13 protein-coding genes are annotated in these 16,223 nt (G+C 61.3%); 8 read left to right on the top strand and 5 right to left on the bottom strand.

Going from position 1 to position 16,223, the window contains the following annotated elements; all coding sequences use genetic code 11:
- Positions 1–17 precede the first annotated feature (17 nt).
- From hslV to ASD95_RS21955, 4 genes are all read right to left on the bottom strand, one after another.
- The gene (gene hslV / locus ASD95_RS21970) at positions 18–548 is read right to left on the bottom strand and encodes an ATP-dependent protease subunit HslV (RefSeq protein WP_007975582.1); all 531 of its coding nucleotides are present in this window, start codon (positions 546–548) and stop codon (positions 18–20) included.
- Positions 549–781: 233 nt separating this feature from the next.
- Positions 782–1,495 (bottom strand): SPOR domain-containing protein, encoded by a 714-nt coding sequence (locus tag ASD95_RS21965; protein WP_007975583.1) that lies wholly within the window; start codon positions 1,493–1,495, stop codon positions 782–784.
- 1 nt (position 1,496) lies between these two features.
- Entirely contained in the window at positions 1,497–3,233 is a 1,737-nt protein-coding gene (argS, locus tag ASD95_RS21960; protein WP_056725713.1) for an arginine--tRNA ligase, read from the bottom strand.
- Between the two features lie 209 nt (positions 3,234–3,442).
- The gene (locus ASD95_RS21955; protein WP_056725711.1) at positions 3,443–5,662 is read right to left on the bottom strand and encodes a primosomal protein N'; all 2,220 of its coding nucleotides are present in this window, start codon (positions 5,660–5,662) and stop codon (positions 3,443–3,445) included.
- 295 nt (positions 5,663–5,957) lie between these two features.
- Here ASD95_RS21955 and rpmE point away from each other — a divergent pair, with 295 nt between their 5' ends.
- The 3 genes from rpmE (at position 5,958) to ASD95_RS21940 (ending at position 8,451) form a co-directional block, all read left to right on the top strand.
- Positions 5,958–6,176: a 50S ribosomal protein L31 gene (gene rpmE, locus ASD95_RS21950; protein WP_008047849.1), complete on the top strand. Its 219-nt coding sequence runs from the start codon at positions 5,958–5,960 to the stop codon at positions 6,174–6,176.
- 35 nt (positions 6,177–6,211) lie between these two features.
- Positions 6,212–7,000: a thermonuclease family protein gene (locus ASD95_RS21945; protein WP_056725710.1), complete on the top strand. Its 789-nt coding sequence runs from the start codon at positions 6,212–6,214 to the stop codon at positions 6,998–7,000.
- A gap of 182 nt (positions 7,001–7,182) precedes the next feature.
- Positions 7,183–8,451 (top strand): malic enzyme-like NAD(P)-binding protein, encoded by a 1,269-nt coding sequence (locus tag ASD95_RS21940; RefSeq protein WP_056725708.1) that lies wholly within the window; start codon positions 7,183–7,185, stop codon positions 8,449–8,451.
- 256 nt (positions 8,452–8,707) lie between these two features.
- Here ASD95_RS21940 and ASD95_RS21935 read toward each other — a convergent pair whose 3' ends face one another.
- Entirely contained in the window at positions 8,708–11,149 is a 2,442-nt protein-coding gene (locus tag ASD95_RS21935; protein ID WP_411741804.1) for a penicillin-binding protein 1A, read from the bottom strand.
- A gap of 216 nt (positions 11,150–11,365) precedes the next feature.
- Here ASD95_RS21935 and ASD95_RS21930 point away from each other — a divergent pair, with 216 nt between their 5' ends.
- Genes ASD95_RS21930 through pilQ form a run of 5 tightly spaced genes read left to right on the top strand, consistent with a single transcriptional unit; the run spans position 11,366 to position 16,220 of the window.
- The gene (locus ASD95_RS21930) at positions 11,366–12,430 is read left to right on the top strand and encodes a pilus assembly protein PilM (protein WP_056725704.1); all 1,065 of its coding nucleotides are present in this window, start codon (positions 11,366–11,368) and stop codon (positions 12,428–12,430) included.
- Entirely contained in the window at positions 12,430–12,996 is a 567-nt protein-coding gene (locus ASD95_RS21925; protein ID WP_056725702.1) for a PilN domain-containing protein, read from the top strand. The genes ASD95_RS21930 and ASD95_RS21925 overlap by 1 nt, the downstream gene beginning before the upstream one ends.
- A complete protein-coding gene (locus ASD95_RS21920) occupies positions 12,993–13,616 on the top strand; it encodes a type 4a pilus biogenesis protein PilO (RefSeq protein ID WP_056725700.1) in 624 nt (207 codons plus the stop codon). The genes ASD95_RS21925 and ASD95_RS21920 overlap by 4 nt, the downstream gene beginning before the upstream one ends.
- A complete protein-coding gene (locus ASD95_RS21915; protein ID WP_056725698.1) occupies positions 13,613–14,137 on the top strand; it encodes a pilus assembly protein PilP in 525 nt (174 codons plus the stop codon). The genes ASD95_RS21920 and ASD95_RS21915 overlap by 4 nt, the downstream gene beginning before the upstream one ends.
- Before the next feature lie 13 nt (positions 14,138–14,150).
- Positions 14,151–16,220 carry a type IV pilus secretin PilQ gene (gene pilQ / locus ASD95_RS21910; protein WP_056725697.1) on the top strand — a complete coding sequence of 690 codons (2,070 nt, stop codon included), beginning with the start codon at positions 14,151–14,153 and terminating at the stop codon, positions 16,218–16,220.
- Positions 16,221–16,223: the final 3 nt, after the last annotated feature.

Raw genomic sequence — 16,223 nt, 5'->3', positions numbered from 1 at the left:
GCGGGGCCGAAACAGGCTTACTCGGCGCAGTCCTGCTCCTCAATGGTCTGGGTGTGGTTGGTGAATACACAGATGTCGCCGGCGATACCGAGGGCGGTTTCGACGATCTCACGGGCCGACAGATCAGTCTTTTTCAGCAGCGCGCTGGCCGCGGCCTGGGCGTAGGCGCCACCGGAACCCATGGCAATCAGGCCGTCTTCGGGTTCAACCACATCGCCGTTGCCGGTAATGATCAGGGAGGCGTCCTTGTTGGCGACCGCGAGCATGGCTTCAAGGCGGCTCAGGGAGCGGTCGGTGCGCCATTCTTTGGCGAGTTCGACGGCGGCGCGCACCAGGTGGCCCTGGTGTTTTTCAAGCTGGCCTTCGAAACGTTCGAAGAGGGTAAAGGCGTCGGCGGTGGCACCGGCAAAACCGGCAATGACCTGACCGTGGTACAGGCGGCGAACTTTTTTCGCGTTGCCTTTCATCACGGTATTACCAAGGGAAACCTGGCCGTCGCCGCCCATGACGACTTTGCCGTGGCGGCGAACTGAAACGATGGTGGTCAAGGGAAGAGTCTCCACGCAGCGGGGCGAAAATGCCTTATGCCCATTCATATGGGGGTGGTGGAGAGGATTTCAACCGCGTAGCGGAAGAGGGGACGGGCGGCGTGTTACAAATGGAGATATGTGGTGTTGGAAATGACGCCATCGCGAGCAAGCTCGCTCCCACAGGGTTAGCGTAAAACCCTGTGGGAGCGAGCTTGCTCGCGATGAACGATGACGCGGTGGTTCTGAAGGGATCAGCGGCTCTGGCGTTGTTGTAACAACAAATTGCTGAAACCTGCACCGGCCAATTGTTTCTGCGCGGTGGTCAGTTGTTCGCGGTTGCTGAACGGACCGACCAGCACCCGATACCAGGTTTCGTCCTTCACCGTGCCGGACTCAACCGCCACGGCCTGGCCCAGCAGGATGATCTGTGCCCGAACCTTGTCCGCATCGGTCTCTTTGCGGAACGAGCCAGCCTGCAGGAAGAACTTGGTCACCGGCGCAGCCTTCACCGGCGGCGCAGGAGGCGGCGTAATCCCGGCCAAGGCAGCCTGGGCGCGAGCCGTGTCGATCTTCGCCGCTTCGGCCGGGGTGACCGGCGTGGTCGGGATAGCCGGCACTTGCGGTGTCGGCAGGGTTTTCTCCGGCACGGCATCCGGCGGCACGATGACTTCCGATTCCGGCAGCAAGGTGTAGAAGTCGTACTTCGGCTTCACCGGTTGCGTCGGGCTCGGCGGGGTCTTGTTGGCCTCGGCGATCTTGCTGGCTTTCTGCTGTTGCTGTTGCTCGACTTTCTCACGCTTGACCGTGTCGCTGCCCTTGCCCGGTTCCAGCTTCATCAGGAATACGATGAAGGCGCCGACCGTCAGGCCGATCGCCATCCACAACCAACCCGGGATCGGTTGCTTTGCAGGAGCTTGGTAACGGCTGGCGCCACGCTTGGGTGCAGGTTTTTTCTTGGCAGCCAACTTACATGCGCTCCAGAGTTTCCAGGCCCAAGAGTTCCAGGCCTTGCTTGAGGGTGCGTCCGGTCAGCGCGGCGAGGCGCAAGCGGCTCTGCATTTGTGCCGGGGTATCGGCGGCGAGGATCGGGCAGTTCTCGTAGAAGCTGGAGAACAGGCCGGCGACGTCGTACAGGTAGGTGCAGAGGATGTGCGGGGTGCCTTTTTCGGACACGTTGTTCAGGATCTCGCCGAACTGCGCGAGCTTCGCCGCCAGTTCGTGTTCGTGGGCCGCTTCGAGGACGATCTGGCCGTCGACTTCGCTGAAGTCCTTGCCGAGTTTGCGGAACACACCGGCCACGCGGGTGTAGGCGTACAGCAGGTACGGTGCGGTGTTGCCTTCGAAGTTGAGCATCAGGTCGAAGTTGAAGCTGTAGTCGCTGGTGCGGTGCTTGGACAGGTCGGCGTATTTCACTGCGCCGATGCCCACCACCTTGGCGATGTTGCGCAACTCGGCTTCGGCAAGTTCCGGGTTCTTGTCCTTGACCAGGGTGTAGGCGCGCTCCTGGGCTTCGGTCAGCAGGTCGATCAGCTTCACGGTGCCGCCATCACGGGTCTTGAACGGACGACCGTCCGCGCCGTTCATGGTGCCGAAGCCCATGTGTTCCATTTCCATTGGATGGGTCACGAAACCGGCCTTGCGCGCCACGGCGAACACTTGCTGGAAGTGCAGGGCCTGACGCTGGTCGACGAAGTACAGCGCGCGATCGGCCTTGAGCTTGCCGCTGCGGTAGCGCACGGCTGCCAGGTCGGTGGTGGCGTAGAGATAGCCGCCGTCAGCCTTGACGATGATCACCGGCAGCGGGTCGCCGTCGGCATTCTTGAACTCGTCGAGGAACACGCACTGGGCGCCGTTGCTCTCGACCAGCATGCCTGCGGCCTTCAAGTCGTTGACCACGTTGATCAGGTCATCGTTGTAGGCGCTTTCGCCCATCACGTCAGCCATGGTCAGTTTGACGTTGAGCAGTTCGTAGATCTTCTGGCAGTGGGACAGCGAGATGTCCTTGAACTTGGTCCAAAGTGCCAGGCAGTCGGCGTCGCCGGCCTGCAACTTGACCACCAGGCCACGGGCGCGGTCGGCGAACTCTGCGGATTCGTCGAAGCGTTGCTTGGCGGCGCGGTAGAAGTTCTCCAGGTCCGACAGCTCGTCGCTGGTGATCGGGTTTTCCTGCAGGTAAGCCATCAGCATGCCGAACTGGGTGCCCCAGTCGCCGACGTGGTTTTGACGGATCACGGTGTCGCCGAGGAATTCCAGCACACGGGCCACGCCGTCGCCGATGATGGTCGAGCGCAAGTGGCCGACGTGCATCTCTTTGGCCAGGTTCGGCGCCGACAGGTCGACCACGGTGCGCTGCACCGGGCCAGCCTTGCGCACGCCGATGTGGGCGTCGGCCAGGGCAGCGTCCAGGCGCGAGGCCAGGGCGTCGGTGTTCTGGAAGAAATTCAGGAAGCCGGGGCCGGCGATTTCGGTCTTGGCGACATTTTCGTCAGTCGGCAGCGCGGCGATGATTTTTTCCGCCAGGTCGCGGGGCTTCATGCCGGCCGGCTTGGCCAGCATCATGGCGATGTTGCTGGCGAAATCGCCGTTCTTCTTGTCGCGGGAGTTTTCCACCTGGATCGCCGGCGACAGGCCTTCAGGCAACACACCTTCGTTGACGAGTTGGGTGATGGCTTGTTGGATCAGCTGGCGGATGGTGTCTTTCATGGTCTTCTCTTTCGACCGCAGGCGCGGCGGCGCATCATGCGCTGGTGGAAAAACTGGGCATTATCCGTTGCGAAGACGGGCTTGCCAACCATAGCAGGCAGGATATGGATGTGTGGTGACAAAAGAGGCAAAGATCGCAGCCTTCGGCAGCTCCTACACGGATTGCGCGTTTCTGTAGGAGCTGCCGAAGGCTGCGATCTTTTGACCTTTCAATACAAATCGACCGGATCAACATCCAAAGACCAGCGCACCGCCCGTCCACTCGGCATCTGCTCCAGCAGCAGCAACCAACTGGCCAGCAATCGATGCAAGGGTGCCCGCGCCGTAGCCTGTACCAACAGCTGCGCACGATAACGCCCGGCCCGGCGCTCCATCGGTGCCGGGACCGGTCCCAGTAGCTCGATTCCCGTCAGATTCTGCTCGGCCAGCAAACGCTCCGCCTCGCTGCAAGCCTCATCGAGGAAGCCTTCGGCCTGGCCCGGTTTATGCGCCTCGGCCCGCAGTAGCGCCAAGTGCGCAAATGGCGGCAGGCCGGCAGCGCGTCGCTCGCTCAAGGCTTGCTCGGCAAAGGCGAAGTAGCCCTGCTCGGTCAGCTGGATCAGCAGCGGATGGTCGGCCAGGTGTGTCTGGATAATCACCTTGCCCGGCTCTTCGGCGCGACCGGCACGGCCGGCGACCTGGACGATCAGTTGAGCCATGCGCTCGCTGGCGCGGAAGTCACCGGAGAACAGGCCGCCGTCAGCGTCAAGGATCGACACCAGCGTCACCCGTGGGAAGTGGTGACCCTTGGCAAGCATCTGCGTGCCGATCAGGATGCACGGCTGGCCTTTTTGAATGGTCGCGAACAACTGGTTCATCGCATCCTTGCGCGATGTGCTATCGCGGTCGACCCGCAGCACCGGATAGTCCGGGAACAGAATCGCCAGGCGCTCCTCGGCCCGCTCGGTGCCGGCGCCAACGGGGCGCAGATCGACCTTGCTGCACTTCGGGCACTGGCGCGGCACGCGTTCGACGTAGCCGCAATGGTGGCAGCGCAGCTCGCCGTAACGCTGATGCACGGTCATCCGCGCATCACAGCGCTGGCACTCGGACATCCAGCCGCAGTCATGGCACAGCAGGGTCGGGGCGAAGCCGCGGCGGTTGAGGAACACCAGGACCTGCTGCCCGGCGGCCAGGGTCTGGCCGATGGCTTGTTGCATCGGCCCGGAAATGCCGCTGTCCAGCGGGCGGCTTTTGACATCCAGACGCAGGAAGCGCGGCTGTTTGGCGCCGCCGGCACGCTCGTTCAAGCGCAGCAACCCATAGCGACCGGTGTAGGCGTTGTGCAGGCTTTCCAGCGAAGGGGTGGCGGAGCCGAGGACAATCGGGATGTTTTCCTGTCGCGCCCGCACCAATGCCAGATCACGGGCGTGATAGCGCAAACCTTCCTGCTGTTTATAGGAGCCGTCGTGCTCTTCGTCGATGATGATCAGGCCTGGGTTCTTCATCGGTGTGAACAGGGCCGAGCGGGTGCCTATGATGATGTCGGCCTCACCGTCCCGGGCGGCCAGCCAGGCCTCGAGGCGTTCGCGGTCATTGACCGCCGAATGGATCAGCGCGATCCGGGCATTGAAACGCTGTTCGAAGCGCGCCAGGGTCTGCGGGCCGAGGTTGATTTCCGGGATCAGCACCAGCGCCTGCTTGCCGGCCTCAAGGGTTTCGCGGATCAATTGCAGATAAACTTCGGTCTTGCCGCTGCCGGTGACGCCGGCCAGCAGGAACGCGTGATAACTGTCGAAGCCGGCGCGAATCGCCTCATAGGCAGCGCGCTGCTCCGGGTTCAGCGGGAGTTCCGGTTGCGCCAGCCAGTGTTCGTGGCGTGCACCCGGGGCGTGCCGGCGGATCTCGACCTGCACCAGGTCCTTGGCCAGCAGCAAATCCAGGCTGTCCTTGCTCAGCATCAGTTTGCTCAGCAATTGATGGGCGACGCCGTGGGGGTGCTGGGCCAGCGTGGCCAGGGCTTCACGCTGGCGCGGGGCGCGGGCGATGCGCGGATCATCGAGGCTTGCCCCTGGCACGGCAGACCAGAAACGCTCCTGGCGCGCTTCAGCCAGCTCACCCTGGCGCAGCAAAACCGGCAGCGCCCAGCTCAAGGTGTCGCCAAGGCTGTGCTGGTAATACTGGGACGTCCACAGACACAACTTGAACAGCGCGGGTGGCAGCGGTGGCGTAGCGTCAAGCAGGGCCAGGGCCGGCTTGAGCTTCTCGACTGGCACTTCGCTGGTGTCGGTGACTTCCACCAGAATGCCGATCATCTCGCGCCGGCCAAACGGTACCCGCAGGCGCATGCCGGGGTGCAACTGGGCGCGCAGTACGCCAGCCGGAGCGCGGTAGTCGAACAGGCGGCGCAGCGGCGAAGGCAGGGCGAGGCGCAAAATGGCGTCGGGCACGCGGGGGGATCTCGGTTAGCAGGCAACATAAAGAAGGGGTGGACGCAGATCAATTGTGGGAGCGGGCTTGCTCGCGAAGAAGGAGTGTCAGTCAACGCATTTATCGCCTGACACACCGCTTTCGCGAGCAAGCCCGCTCCCACATGGGAATGCGCTTGAGGCCGGGAGCCTAGCAGACGGTCGGTCTCAGGGACAGCTTGCGTGATCAGGATTGTCTGGTAGAATCCGCGGCCTAATTACGTGCGGTATTCAACAATAGTGTTGGGTGGCGGCACGCTAGCCTGAGGAAGACACCATGAAAGCTGATATCCATCCAGAATACCCGGCAGTTGCTGTTACCTGCAGCTGCGGCAACAAGTTCGAAACCCGTTCGACCTTCGGCAAAGCCCTGGCGATCGACGTTTGCAACGAATGCCACCCGTTCTACACCGGTAAGCAGAAGACTCTGGACACTGGCGGCCGCGTACAGCGCTTCGCCGACCGTTTCGGTGCTTTCGGCGCGAAAAAGGCCTAAGGCCAATCAACTTGGGAAGCCGTTCCGGTTTTTCCATGCTGATGAAAAAGGCGTCCCTCGCGGGCGCCTTTTTTATGTCCGCGATTTGGCTATCCGGCGCCCAGGCGTTTTGCCCGGCACCCGGCGGCCTGACGCCCGTCGCGGTGCAGCGGGTGGTGGACGGCGACACCCTGCGCCTGAGCGATGGCCGCAGCGTGCGCATGATCGGCTTGAACACGCCGGAGCTGGGCAAGAATGGCCGTTCCGACGAACCGTTCGCCGTGGTCGCGCGCAAGCGACTTGAAGCCCTGGTGGCGGCGAGTGACGGGCAGGTTGGTTTGCTGCCCGGCAAAGAAAGCAAAGACCATTACGGTCGCACCCTGGCTCATGTCTACGGTGCCGATGGCGCCAGCCTCGAAGCGCAAATGCTCGCCGAAGGCCTGGGGTTTCAGGTGGCGGTGGCACCGAATGTCGATCTGGTCGCCTGTCAGCAAGCCGCAGAAAACAGCGCTCGGCAGGCCGGGCTCGGTGTGTGGCGCCAGTCGCCTGTACTGAAGGCGGAGCAGATCAGCACTTCCGGCTTTGCCGTGCTCAGCGGTCGTGTGAGCAAGGTTCAACGCAATCGCGGCGGGGTTTGGATCGAATTGCAGGATTCGGTTGTATTGAAGGTTGCGCCCAATCTGCTGGGACGGTTCGATGCAGCCTCGCTGGAACGGCTCGAAGGCAAGCAGATCGAGGCGCGCGGTTGGGTGCTGGATCGTTCGCGACGTGGCGGACTGAAAGAAGGTCAGGCGCGCTGGATGTTGCCCTTGACCGACCCGGCGATGTTTCAAGTGATGCAGTGATAAAAAATTGTAGACATTTTTTCTGTCGATTGTGAACAGTCTAGCCCTTGTGTGCTGTGGCTCTTGGCCCAAAGTCGTAGGGCCGGGCGCTTGACAGGGGTGACCGGTCAGTCTTGTGGGGATTTTGCGAGGCGCGTATCCTCGCTGACCAGTCTGTCCAACAGTAAAAGCGGAATGCCAAAATGTCTGATCTGAAAACTGCCGCTCTCGAATATCACGCCAATCCTCGTCCAGGGAAGCTGAGTGTCGAGCTCACCAAGGCCACCGCTACCGCCCGCGACCTGTCGCTGGCCTACAGCCCGGGCGTAGCCGAACCAGTACGCGAGATCGCCCGCGATCCTGAACTGGCCTACAAGTACACCGGCAAAGGCAACCTGGTTGCAGTCATTTCCGATGGCACCGCGATTCTCGGCCTGGGTAACCTCGGCCCATTGGCTTCCAAGCCAGTGATGGAAGGTAAAGGCGTGCTGTTCAAGCGCTTCGCCGGCATCGACGTTTTCGACATCGAAGTCGACTCCGAAAGCCCGCAAGCCTTCATCGACACCGTCAAGCGCATCTCCATCACCTTCGGTGGCATCAACCTGGAAGACATCAAGGCACCGGAGTGCTTTGAAATCGAACGCGCTCTGATCGAGCAGTGCGATATTCCGGTATTCCACGATGACCAGCACGGCACCGCTATCGTGACCGCCGCCGGCATGATCAACGCGCTGGAAATCGCTGGCAAAACCCTGCCGGAAGCCAAGATCGTCTGCCTGGGTGCCGGCGCTGCCGCTATCTCCTGCATGAAGTTGCTGGTGAGCATGGGCGCCAACATCGAAAACATCTACATGGTCGACCGTACCGGCGTGATCCACTCCGGCCGTGACGACCTGAACCAGTACAAGGCTGTGTTCGCTCACGCGACCGACAAGCGCACCCTGGCTGACGCCCTGCAAGGCGCTGACGTGTTCGTTGGCCTGTCCGGCCCGAACCTGCTGAGCGCTGAAGGCCTGCTGTCGATGGCGCCGAACCCGATCGTGTTCGCGTGCTCGAACCCTGATCCGGAAATCTCCCCGGAGCTGGCGCACGCGACCCGTAACGACGTGATCATGGCCACCGGTCGTTCCGACTACCCGAACCAGGTCAACAACGTACTGGGCTTCCCTTTCATCTTCCGTGGTGCCCTGGACGTTCGCGCCAAGCGCATCAACGAAGAAATGAAAGTGGCTGCGGCCAACGCCCTGCGTGAACTGGCCAAGCTGCCAGTACCTCAGGAAGTGTGCGACGCCTACGGCGGCATCAAGCTGGAATTCGGTCGTGAGTACATCATTCCGAAGCCAATGGATGCCCGTCTGATCACCCTGATCTCCGATGCCGTGGCCAAAGCTGCGATCGAGACCGGCGTGGCGACCCTGCCGTATCCGAAGAACTACCCGCTCAAGAGCGTGGATGACGTGTTCAACGGCTAAGCCGTTGTAGCGATTCAATGAAAGCCCCGGCTTGTGAGAGTCGGGGCTTTTTTGTGCCTGACAGTTTTGCGCCGCCTATGAGGGCCTCTTCGCGAGCAAGCTCGCCCACAGTGGGCGATGGTGTTCATCGAATTTATATACGCCGCTGATTCCTGTGGGCTTGCCCGCGAAGAGGCCGGATCAGTCAATATCAAAACAGGCAGGCAAAAAAAGCCCCGCACTTCTTTCGAAGGCGGGGCTTTTCAACTTGCAGCTATCAGAACAAATCGATCGGCGCCGCTTCATCCGCTGGCAGCGGGCTGCCAGGTGCCAGGCCGTTGCCCAGTTCGTTCCCCGACGGTGGCGTATCTTCGACCTTGAACAGCTCGAAGTAGGCCCCTGGCGTGCCCGGGCTGGCCGCGCGGCCGCTGATCGGATCGACTCGCAGGCTGAGGATGCCTTCTGGCTCCGGTTGCGTATGCGGCGGTTTGCCTTTGAGCGCGGCGCCCATGTAGTTCATCCAGATCGGCAGCGCGACGGTGCCGCCGAATTCCTTGCGACCCAGGCTTTCCGGTTGATCGAAACCGGTCCACACGGTCGTCACGTAATCGGCGTTGTAACCGGAGAACCAGGCGTCCTTGGATTCGTTGGTCGTACCGGTCTTGCCGGCAATGTCAGGGCGGCCCAGGGCTAGCGCGCGACGACCGGTGCCGAGCTTGATCACGTCCTCAAGCATGCTGTTGAGGATGTATGTGGTGCGCCCGTCAACGATGCGTTCGGCCACGGCGGGTGCTTGTGGCATCGGCGTAGTGCCCGGGGCTTCGCCTGGCGTCGCGTTGACGGTGAAGGCTTGAGGGACGGCTGGCGCGGCAATGCCATCGCTGGCGGCGCCGCCCTGAGGCACGCTCGGCGGGTTGGCGACGAACAGCGTGTCGCCGTTGCGGCTTTCGATCCTGTCGATGATGAACGGGGTGATCTTGTAGCCGCCGTTGGCGAAGGTGCTCCAGCCGGTGGCGATTTCCATTGGCGTCAGGGTCGCGGTGCCCAGCGCCAGGGACAGGTTGGGTGGCAGGTCCTGTTTGTTGAAGCCGAAGCGCGTGATGTAGTCGATGGTCTTGCCCACGCCCATCGCTTGCAGCAAGCGGATCGACACCAGGTTGCGCGACTTGTACAGCGCCTCACGCAGGCGAATCGGGCCGAGGAAGGTGTTGGTGTCGTTCTTCGGACGCCAGACCTTGTCCAGGTACTCGTCGACGAACACGATCGGTGCGTCGTTCACCAGACTGGAGGCGGTGTAGCCGCTATCCAGTGCGGCGGCGTAGACGAATGGCTTGAAGCTCGAGCCTGGCTGGCGCTTGGCCTGCAGTGCGCGGTTGTAGTTGCTCTGCTCGAAGGCGAAACCGCCGACCAGCGAGCGAATGGCACCGTTCTGTGGGTCCAGGGATACCAGTGCGCCCTGGGCCTGCGGGATCTGGCTGAACTTCAGCGAATTGTCAGGCTGACGCTGCACGCGAATCAGATCGCCGACCTGGGCCACGTCCGAAGGTTGTTTCGGGTTGGCCCCCATGCTGTTGGTGTTCAGGAACGGTCGGGCCCACTTCATGGTGTCCCAGTTCACGTGTTCCTGGCCGGTGCGGGTCAGCACTTGCAGGCCGCTCTTGTCGACCAGGGTCACGATGGCCGGTTCCAGGCCGCTGATGGTGCGTTGTTTGGTCAGCTCGGTTGCCCAGGCTTCGCGAGTCTTGCCCGGCAGCCGCGACTCGGGCCCGCGATAGCCGTGGCGCTGATCGTAGGTCATCAGGCCTTCGTGGACCGCGGTGTTGGCCAGTTCCTGGAGATCGCTCGGCACCGTGGTGGTGACGCGGAAGCCTTCGGTATACGCGTCGCTGCCATAACGCCCGACCATTTCGGCACGGGCCATTTCGGCGATGTACGGGGCGTTCACTTCCGGAGTCGGCACGTGATAGCTGGCGTTCAGCGGCTCGTTGACCGCAGCGGTGTAGTCGGCCTCGCTGATTTTCCCGAGCTTGTACATGCGCCCCAGGATCCAGTCGCGACGCTCCTTGCTGCGCGCCGGGTTGGCCAATGGGTTGAAGCGCGACGGCGCCTTGGGCAGGCCGGCAATCATCGCCATCTGCGCCAGGCTGACATCGCGGATCGATTTGCCGTAATAGACCTGCGCCGCCGCCTCGATGCCGTAGGCGCGGTTACCCAGATAGATCTTGTTGACGTACAGCTCGAGGATCTCGTCCTTGGTCAGCTGGCGTTCGATCTGCAGGGCCAGGAGGATCTCGGTGGTCTTGCGTGAAAAGCTGCGTTCGCTGGTCAGGAAGAAGTTCTTCGCCACCTGCATGGTGATCGTGCTGCCGCCGGACTGAATGTGTCCGCTTTTGACCAGCTGGGTCGCGGCACGCATCAGGCTGCTCGGATCGACGCCGTAGTGGTTGGCGAAATTGTCGTCTTCAGCACTTAGTAACGCATTGATGAAGTTGGGGGGAATGTCGGCGAAACGGATCGGTGTACGGCGCATTTCGCCAAATTCTGCGATCAACTTGTTATCGCTGCTGTAGACCCGCAAAGGGATCTGCAACTGGATGCTTCTCAGCGCCTCCACGGACGGAAGTCCGGGACTAAGGTAGAGGTACGCCCCGCTCAGACCCAGAAGGAGTCCGCAGAAAACCGCGACGATGGACCAACCGAAAAACTTCAGCAGACGAATCAAGGCTTTTGGATATCCAGGGTAAAAATGAATTGGGCAACAGGGTTCAGGCTAAATCAGAACGACCCGCGCTTGAGCAAATGCGGAAAAAAACGCTGGGCATTATAAGCATTTTTCTGATCGGGAGCGCGGCTGGCGCTGCTGTCAAGACGGGCGGATTGAACGCAATGGACATTGCAGAGTCCGTAACTCACGGAAAGTCATAGGGAATTGGTAGTGCCAGGACTCTTCAACAAAAAATCCAATACGCTCTTGGGAATCGATATCAGCTCCACCTCGGTGAAACTTCTTGAGTTGAGCCGTCAGGGCGAGCGCTACCGGGTCGAGGCGTATGCGGTCGAGCCGTTGCCGGTCGGCGCGGTGATCGAAAAGAATATCGCCGAACTCGAAGGCGTGGGGCAGGCCCTTGCGCGCGCGCTGGCCAAGGCCAGAACCGGCCAGAAGAACGTGGCCGTGGCCGTGGCGGGCTCGGCGGTGATCACCAAGACCATCGAGATGGAGGCCGGACTTTCCGAGGACGAGATGGAAAGCCAGCTGAAGATCGAGGCCGATCAGTACATTCCTTATCCCCTGGACGAAGTCGCGATCGACTTTGAAGTACAGGGCACCTCCGGGCGCAATCCCGAGCGCGTCAACGTGCTGCTCGCCGCTTGTCGCAAGGAAAACGTCGAGGTCCGCGAGGCCGCCCTGGCCCTGGCGGGGCTGACCGCTCGTGTGGTCGATGTCGAGGCCTACGCGCTGGAGCGCTCATTCGAATTGCTGGCCAGTCGGCTCACGGTTTCCGGGGGACCTTCGACGGTCGCCGTGATCGACATCGGCGCCACCATGACCACCCTGAGCGTGCTGCACAACGGGCGGATCATCTACACCCGCGAACAACTGTTTGGCGGTCGGCAACTGACCGAGGAAATCCAGCGTCGCTACGGCCTGACGCTGGAGCAGGCGGGGCTGGCGCAAAAGAAGGGCGGTTTGCCGGATGACTATGCAGGTGAGGTCTTGCAGCCATTTCGAGAGGCGCTGGTGCAGCAGGTGTCGCGCTCGTTGCATTTCTTCTTTGCCTCCGGCCAGTACAGCACCGTCGACCATGTCCTGCTGGCTGGCGGTACCGCATCGATCCCGGGGCTGGACCGTTTGATCGAGCAGCAATTGGGCACGCCGACCCAGGTCGCAAACCCTTTTTGCGATATGACTCTGGGCAGCAAGGTCAATGGTGCTGCCCTGGCGAGTGATGCCCCGGCGTTGATGATCGCCTGCGGTCTGGCCCTCAGGAGCTTCGACTGATGGCGCGGATCAACCTTTTACCCTGGCGCGAGGAGCGGCGTGAAGTTCGCCGCAAGCGCTTCCTGCTGGTCCAGGTGGCGGTGATGGTGGGCACGATGGGTGCGGTGCTGGTCGCGAACCAGGTCATCAGCGGTGCCATCGACCGGCAAGTCGCCCGTAACGATTACATCGGCAAGCAAGTCGCCGAGATCGATGAGCGGATCACCCGGATCAATGATCTCAAGGCGCGCCGCCAGCAACTGGTCGAGCGCATGGGCGTCATCCAGGACCTGCAAGGTAATCGCCAGATCAGCGGGCGAATATTTGACCAATTGGCGCGAGCCCTGCCCGACGGCGTGTATTTCACCGAGGTGAAAATGACCGCAAAGACCCTGTCCATCACCGGCGCCGCGCAATCCAACAACAGTGTTTCGGATTTGATGCGCAACCTGGAGGCATCAGACTGGTTCGATGCGCCGAGCCTGACCGAAGTCAAGGCCACGGCTGCCGGTCAGGTGGGGCAGGCCAACGTCTTCCAGCTGACCGTTCGCCAGACTCAGCCCGCAAAACCGGAGGAAGGCAAATGAGTCTGTCTGAATGGTTTGAAGGGCTGCGCAAGATCGACATCAATGATCTGGATACCAGCAACATGGGTTCCTGGCCGCCGGCGATCAAGTGTCTGGTGGCTGGTTTGCTCGTGCTTCTGGTGCTGGCCTTTGGCTATAGCTTTTCCACCCGCGACCTTGTGAGCCAGCTCGATCTCAAGCGCGAAGAGGAGTCGGCACTCAAGGAACAGTTCGCCGACAAGGCCCGCATGGCGGCGAATCTGGATCTCTACACCCGGCAGTTGAAGGAGATAGAGAGCGCCTTCGTCGTGCTGTTGCGTCAACTGCCCAGCGACACCGAAGTGCCCGGCTTGCTGGAAGACATCACGCGTACGGGCCTGGGCAGCGGCCTGGAGTTCGAAGAGATCAAGTTGCTGCCTGAAGTCGCCCAGCCGTTCTACATCGAACTGCCGATCCAGATCACGGTCACCGGGGACTACCACGACCTGGCCACTTTCGTCAGTGGTGTGGCCGGGTTGCCGCGAATCGTCACCTTGCACGATTTCGACCTTGCCCCCGTCAGCCCCGAGGGTGGTCCGAAGCTGCGCTTGACCATCCTCGCCAAGACCTACCGCTACAACGACAAGGGACAGCATCAATGATCCCGGGGCGTTGTTTTGTGGTGGTGTTGCTGTCTGCCCTGTCCGGTTGTGGCGCAGGCGATGACTACACCGATCTGGACGCGTACATGAACGAAACGCGCCTGCATGGGCCGGGGAAGATTGAACCAACGCCGGTATTCCGGTCTTACCCGGCATTCACTTACAACGCGGCGAATCTGCGCAGCCCGTTTTCGCCGCAGATCAGCACTGATCTGGCGGCCCGGCGCAGGGGCTCGCACAACGTCAAACCCGACCCGGGTCGGGTCAAGCAATACCTCGAAGGCTTCAACATCGAGCAGTTTCAAATGGTCGGCACCCTTTCCAATGCGACGGGCTCCTATGCCCTGCTGCGTGGGGCGGGTGGGGTGCACCGGCTGAAAGTCGGCGATTACCTGGGGCGCAACGACGGACGGATCGTTGCGATCAGCGGCTCTCAAGTCGATGTGGTTGAAATTGTCCCGGATGGTCAGGGTGCTTGGCTGGAGCGTCCCCGGACCATTTCCTTGAAAGAGCACTCATAGTGGAACTCCAATAATGAACAGGATTCTTTCCACCGTCGGCCTTTCGCTATGGATAGCGTTGTTGTCGCCGATGGTACAAGCAGCCAATCTCAAGGCGCTGGATGTCGCTGCGCTGCCCGGTGACCGTGTCGAGTTGAAGTTGTCGTTCGATGCACCACCCCCGGTGCCCCACGGCTACACGACGGATTCGCCGGCCCGGATTGCCCTGGACTTGCCGGGTGTCGCCAGTCAGTTGGCCAGCAAGACTCGCGATCTCGGCAGTGGAAATGCCCGCAGTGCAACGGTGGTGGAAGCCCGGGACCGTACGCGATTGATCATCAACCTGGCCCAGTCGGCCCCGTACGACTCGCGAATTGAAGGCAACAATCTGCTGGTCGTCGTCGGGCAGGGAGTCAAACCGTCGACATCCAGGCCGGCGGCCACAGCAATGCCGGTTCCGGCTCGGGCCGCCGCGACGGCGGGCAAGGTCATTCGGGGTGTGGATTTCCAGCGGGGAACCCAGGGCGAAGGCAACGTGGTGATCGACTTGTCGGATCCATCGATTGCACCCGACATACAAGAGCGCGAAGGCAGGATCATCGTCGGATTTGCCAAAACCTTATTGCCCGAGCGATTGCGCGTGCGACTGGACGTGAAGGATTTCGCCACGCCCGTGCAGTTCGTCAATGCCAGCGCGAGCGGCGATCGAGCCACCATCAGTATTGAACCCGGCGGCACGTTCGATTACTCGACCTATCAGACTGACAACAAGCTCACTATCAGCGTTCGCCCGGCGACGGTCGACGAACTGCAAAAGCGCAATGCCGGGCAACAGGCCTATAGCGGCGAGAAGCTATCGCTGAATTTCCAGGACATCGATGTGCGCTCGGTGCTGCAACTGATCGCCGATTTCACCAACCTCAATCTGGTGGCCAGCGATACGGTCCAGGGGGGAATTACTCTGCGTCTGCAGAACGTGCCGTGGGATCAGGCGCTGGATCTGGTGCTGAAAACCAAGGGGCTGGACAAGCGCAAGGTCGGCAATGTCCTGCTTGTTGCGCCGGCCGATGAAATTGCTGCCCGTGAGCGTCAGGAGCTCGAATCGCAGAAGCAGATTGCCGATCTGGCGCCGTTGCGTCGGGAGTTGTTGCAGGTCAATTACGCCAAGGCGGCGGACATCGCCAAGCTCTTCCAGTCAGTGACCAGTGCTGAAGCGAAGCCCGACGAACGGGGGTCGATCACTGTCGATGAGCGCACCAACAACATCATTGCCTACCAGACCCAGGACCGGCTGGATGAGTTGCGCAGGATCGTTACGCAGCTGGATATCCCCGTGCGTCAGGTGATGATCGAGGCGCGCATAGTCGAAGCCAACGTCGACTATGACAAAAGCCTCGGGGTGCGCTGGGGCGGTTCGATACAGAACAAGGGCAACTGGAACACCTCCGGCGTCAGCAATGGGCTCAATGGGTCATCGACCATCGGCACGCCCGGCAGTACCAGCACCAACTCACCGTTCGTCGACATGGGTGTAGCCAACAACACCTCGGGAATCGGCATCGCGTTCATCACCGATAACGTCTTGCTGGACCTGGAACTTACGGCCATGGAGAAAACCGGCAACGGGGAAATCGTCTCACAGCCCAAAGTGGTCACGTCCGACAAGGAAACCGCGAAAATTCTCAAGGGCACCGAGATTCCCTATCAGGAAGCCAGCTCCAGCGGCGCGACTTCGGTCTCGTTCAAGGAGGCTTCGCTGTCGCTGGAGGTGACGCCGCAGATCACGCCCGACAACCGGATCATCATGGAGGTCAAGGTCACCAAGGACGAACCGGACTTCCTGAACAAGGTTCAGGATGTACCGCCCATCAAGAAAAACGAAGTCAACGCCAAGGTCCTGGTCAACGATGGCGAGACCATCGTCATTGGCGGTGTTTTCTCAAATACTCAGAGCAAGGTTGTAGATAAGGTGCCATTTCTTGGCGATGTGCCGTATCTTGGCCGCCTTTTCCGGCGTGACGTGGTTTCGGAGAAAAAATCCGAGCTGTTGGTATTCCTCACTCCGCGTATCATGAATAATCGGGCGATTGCTGTGAGTCATTGATTC

Source organism: Pseudomonas sp. Root71, from assembly GCF_001429045.1.
In the GTDB taxonomy this organism is placed as follows: Bacteria; Pseudomonadota; Gammaproteobacteria; order Pseudomonadales; family Pseudomonadaceae; genus Aquipseudomonas; species Aquipseudomonas monachiensis.
The sequence above is the reverse complement of the archived record's forward strand: the minus strand, read 5'-3'. Positions and strand labels throughout refer to the sequence as shown.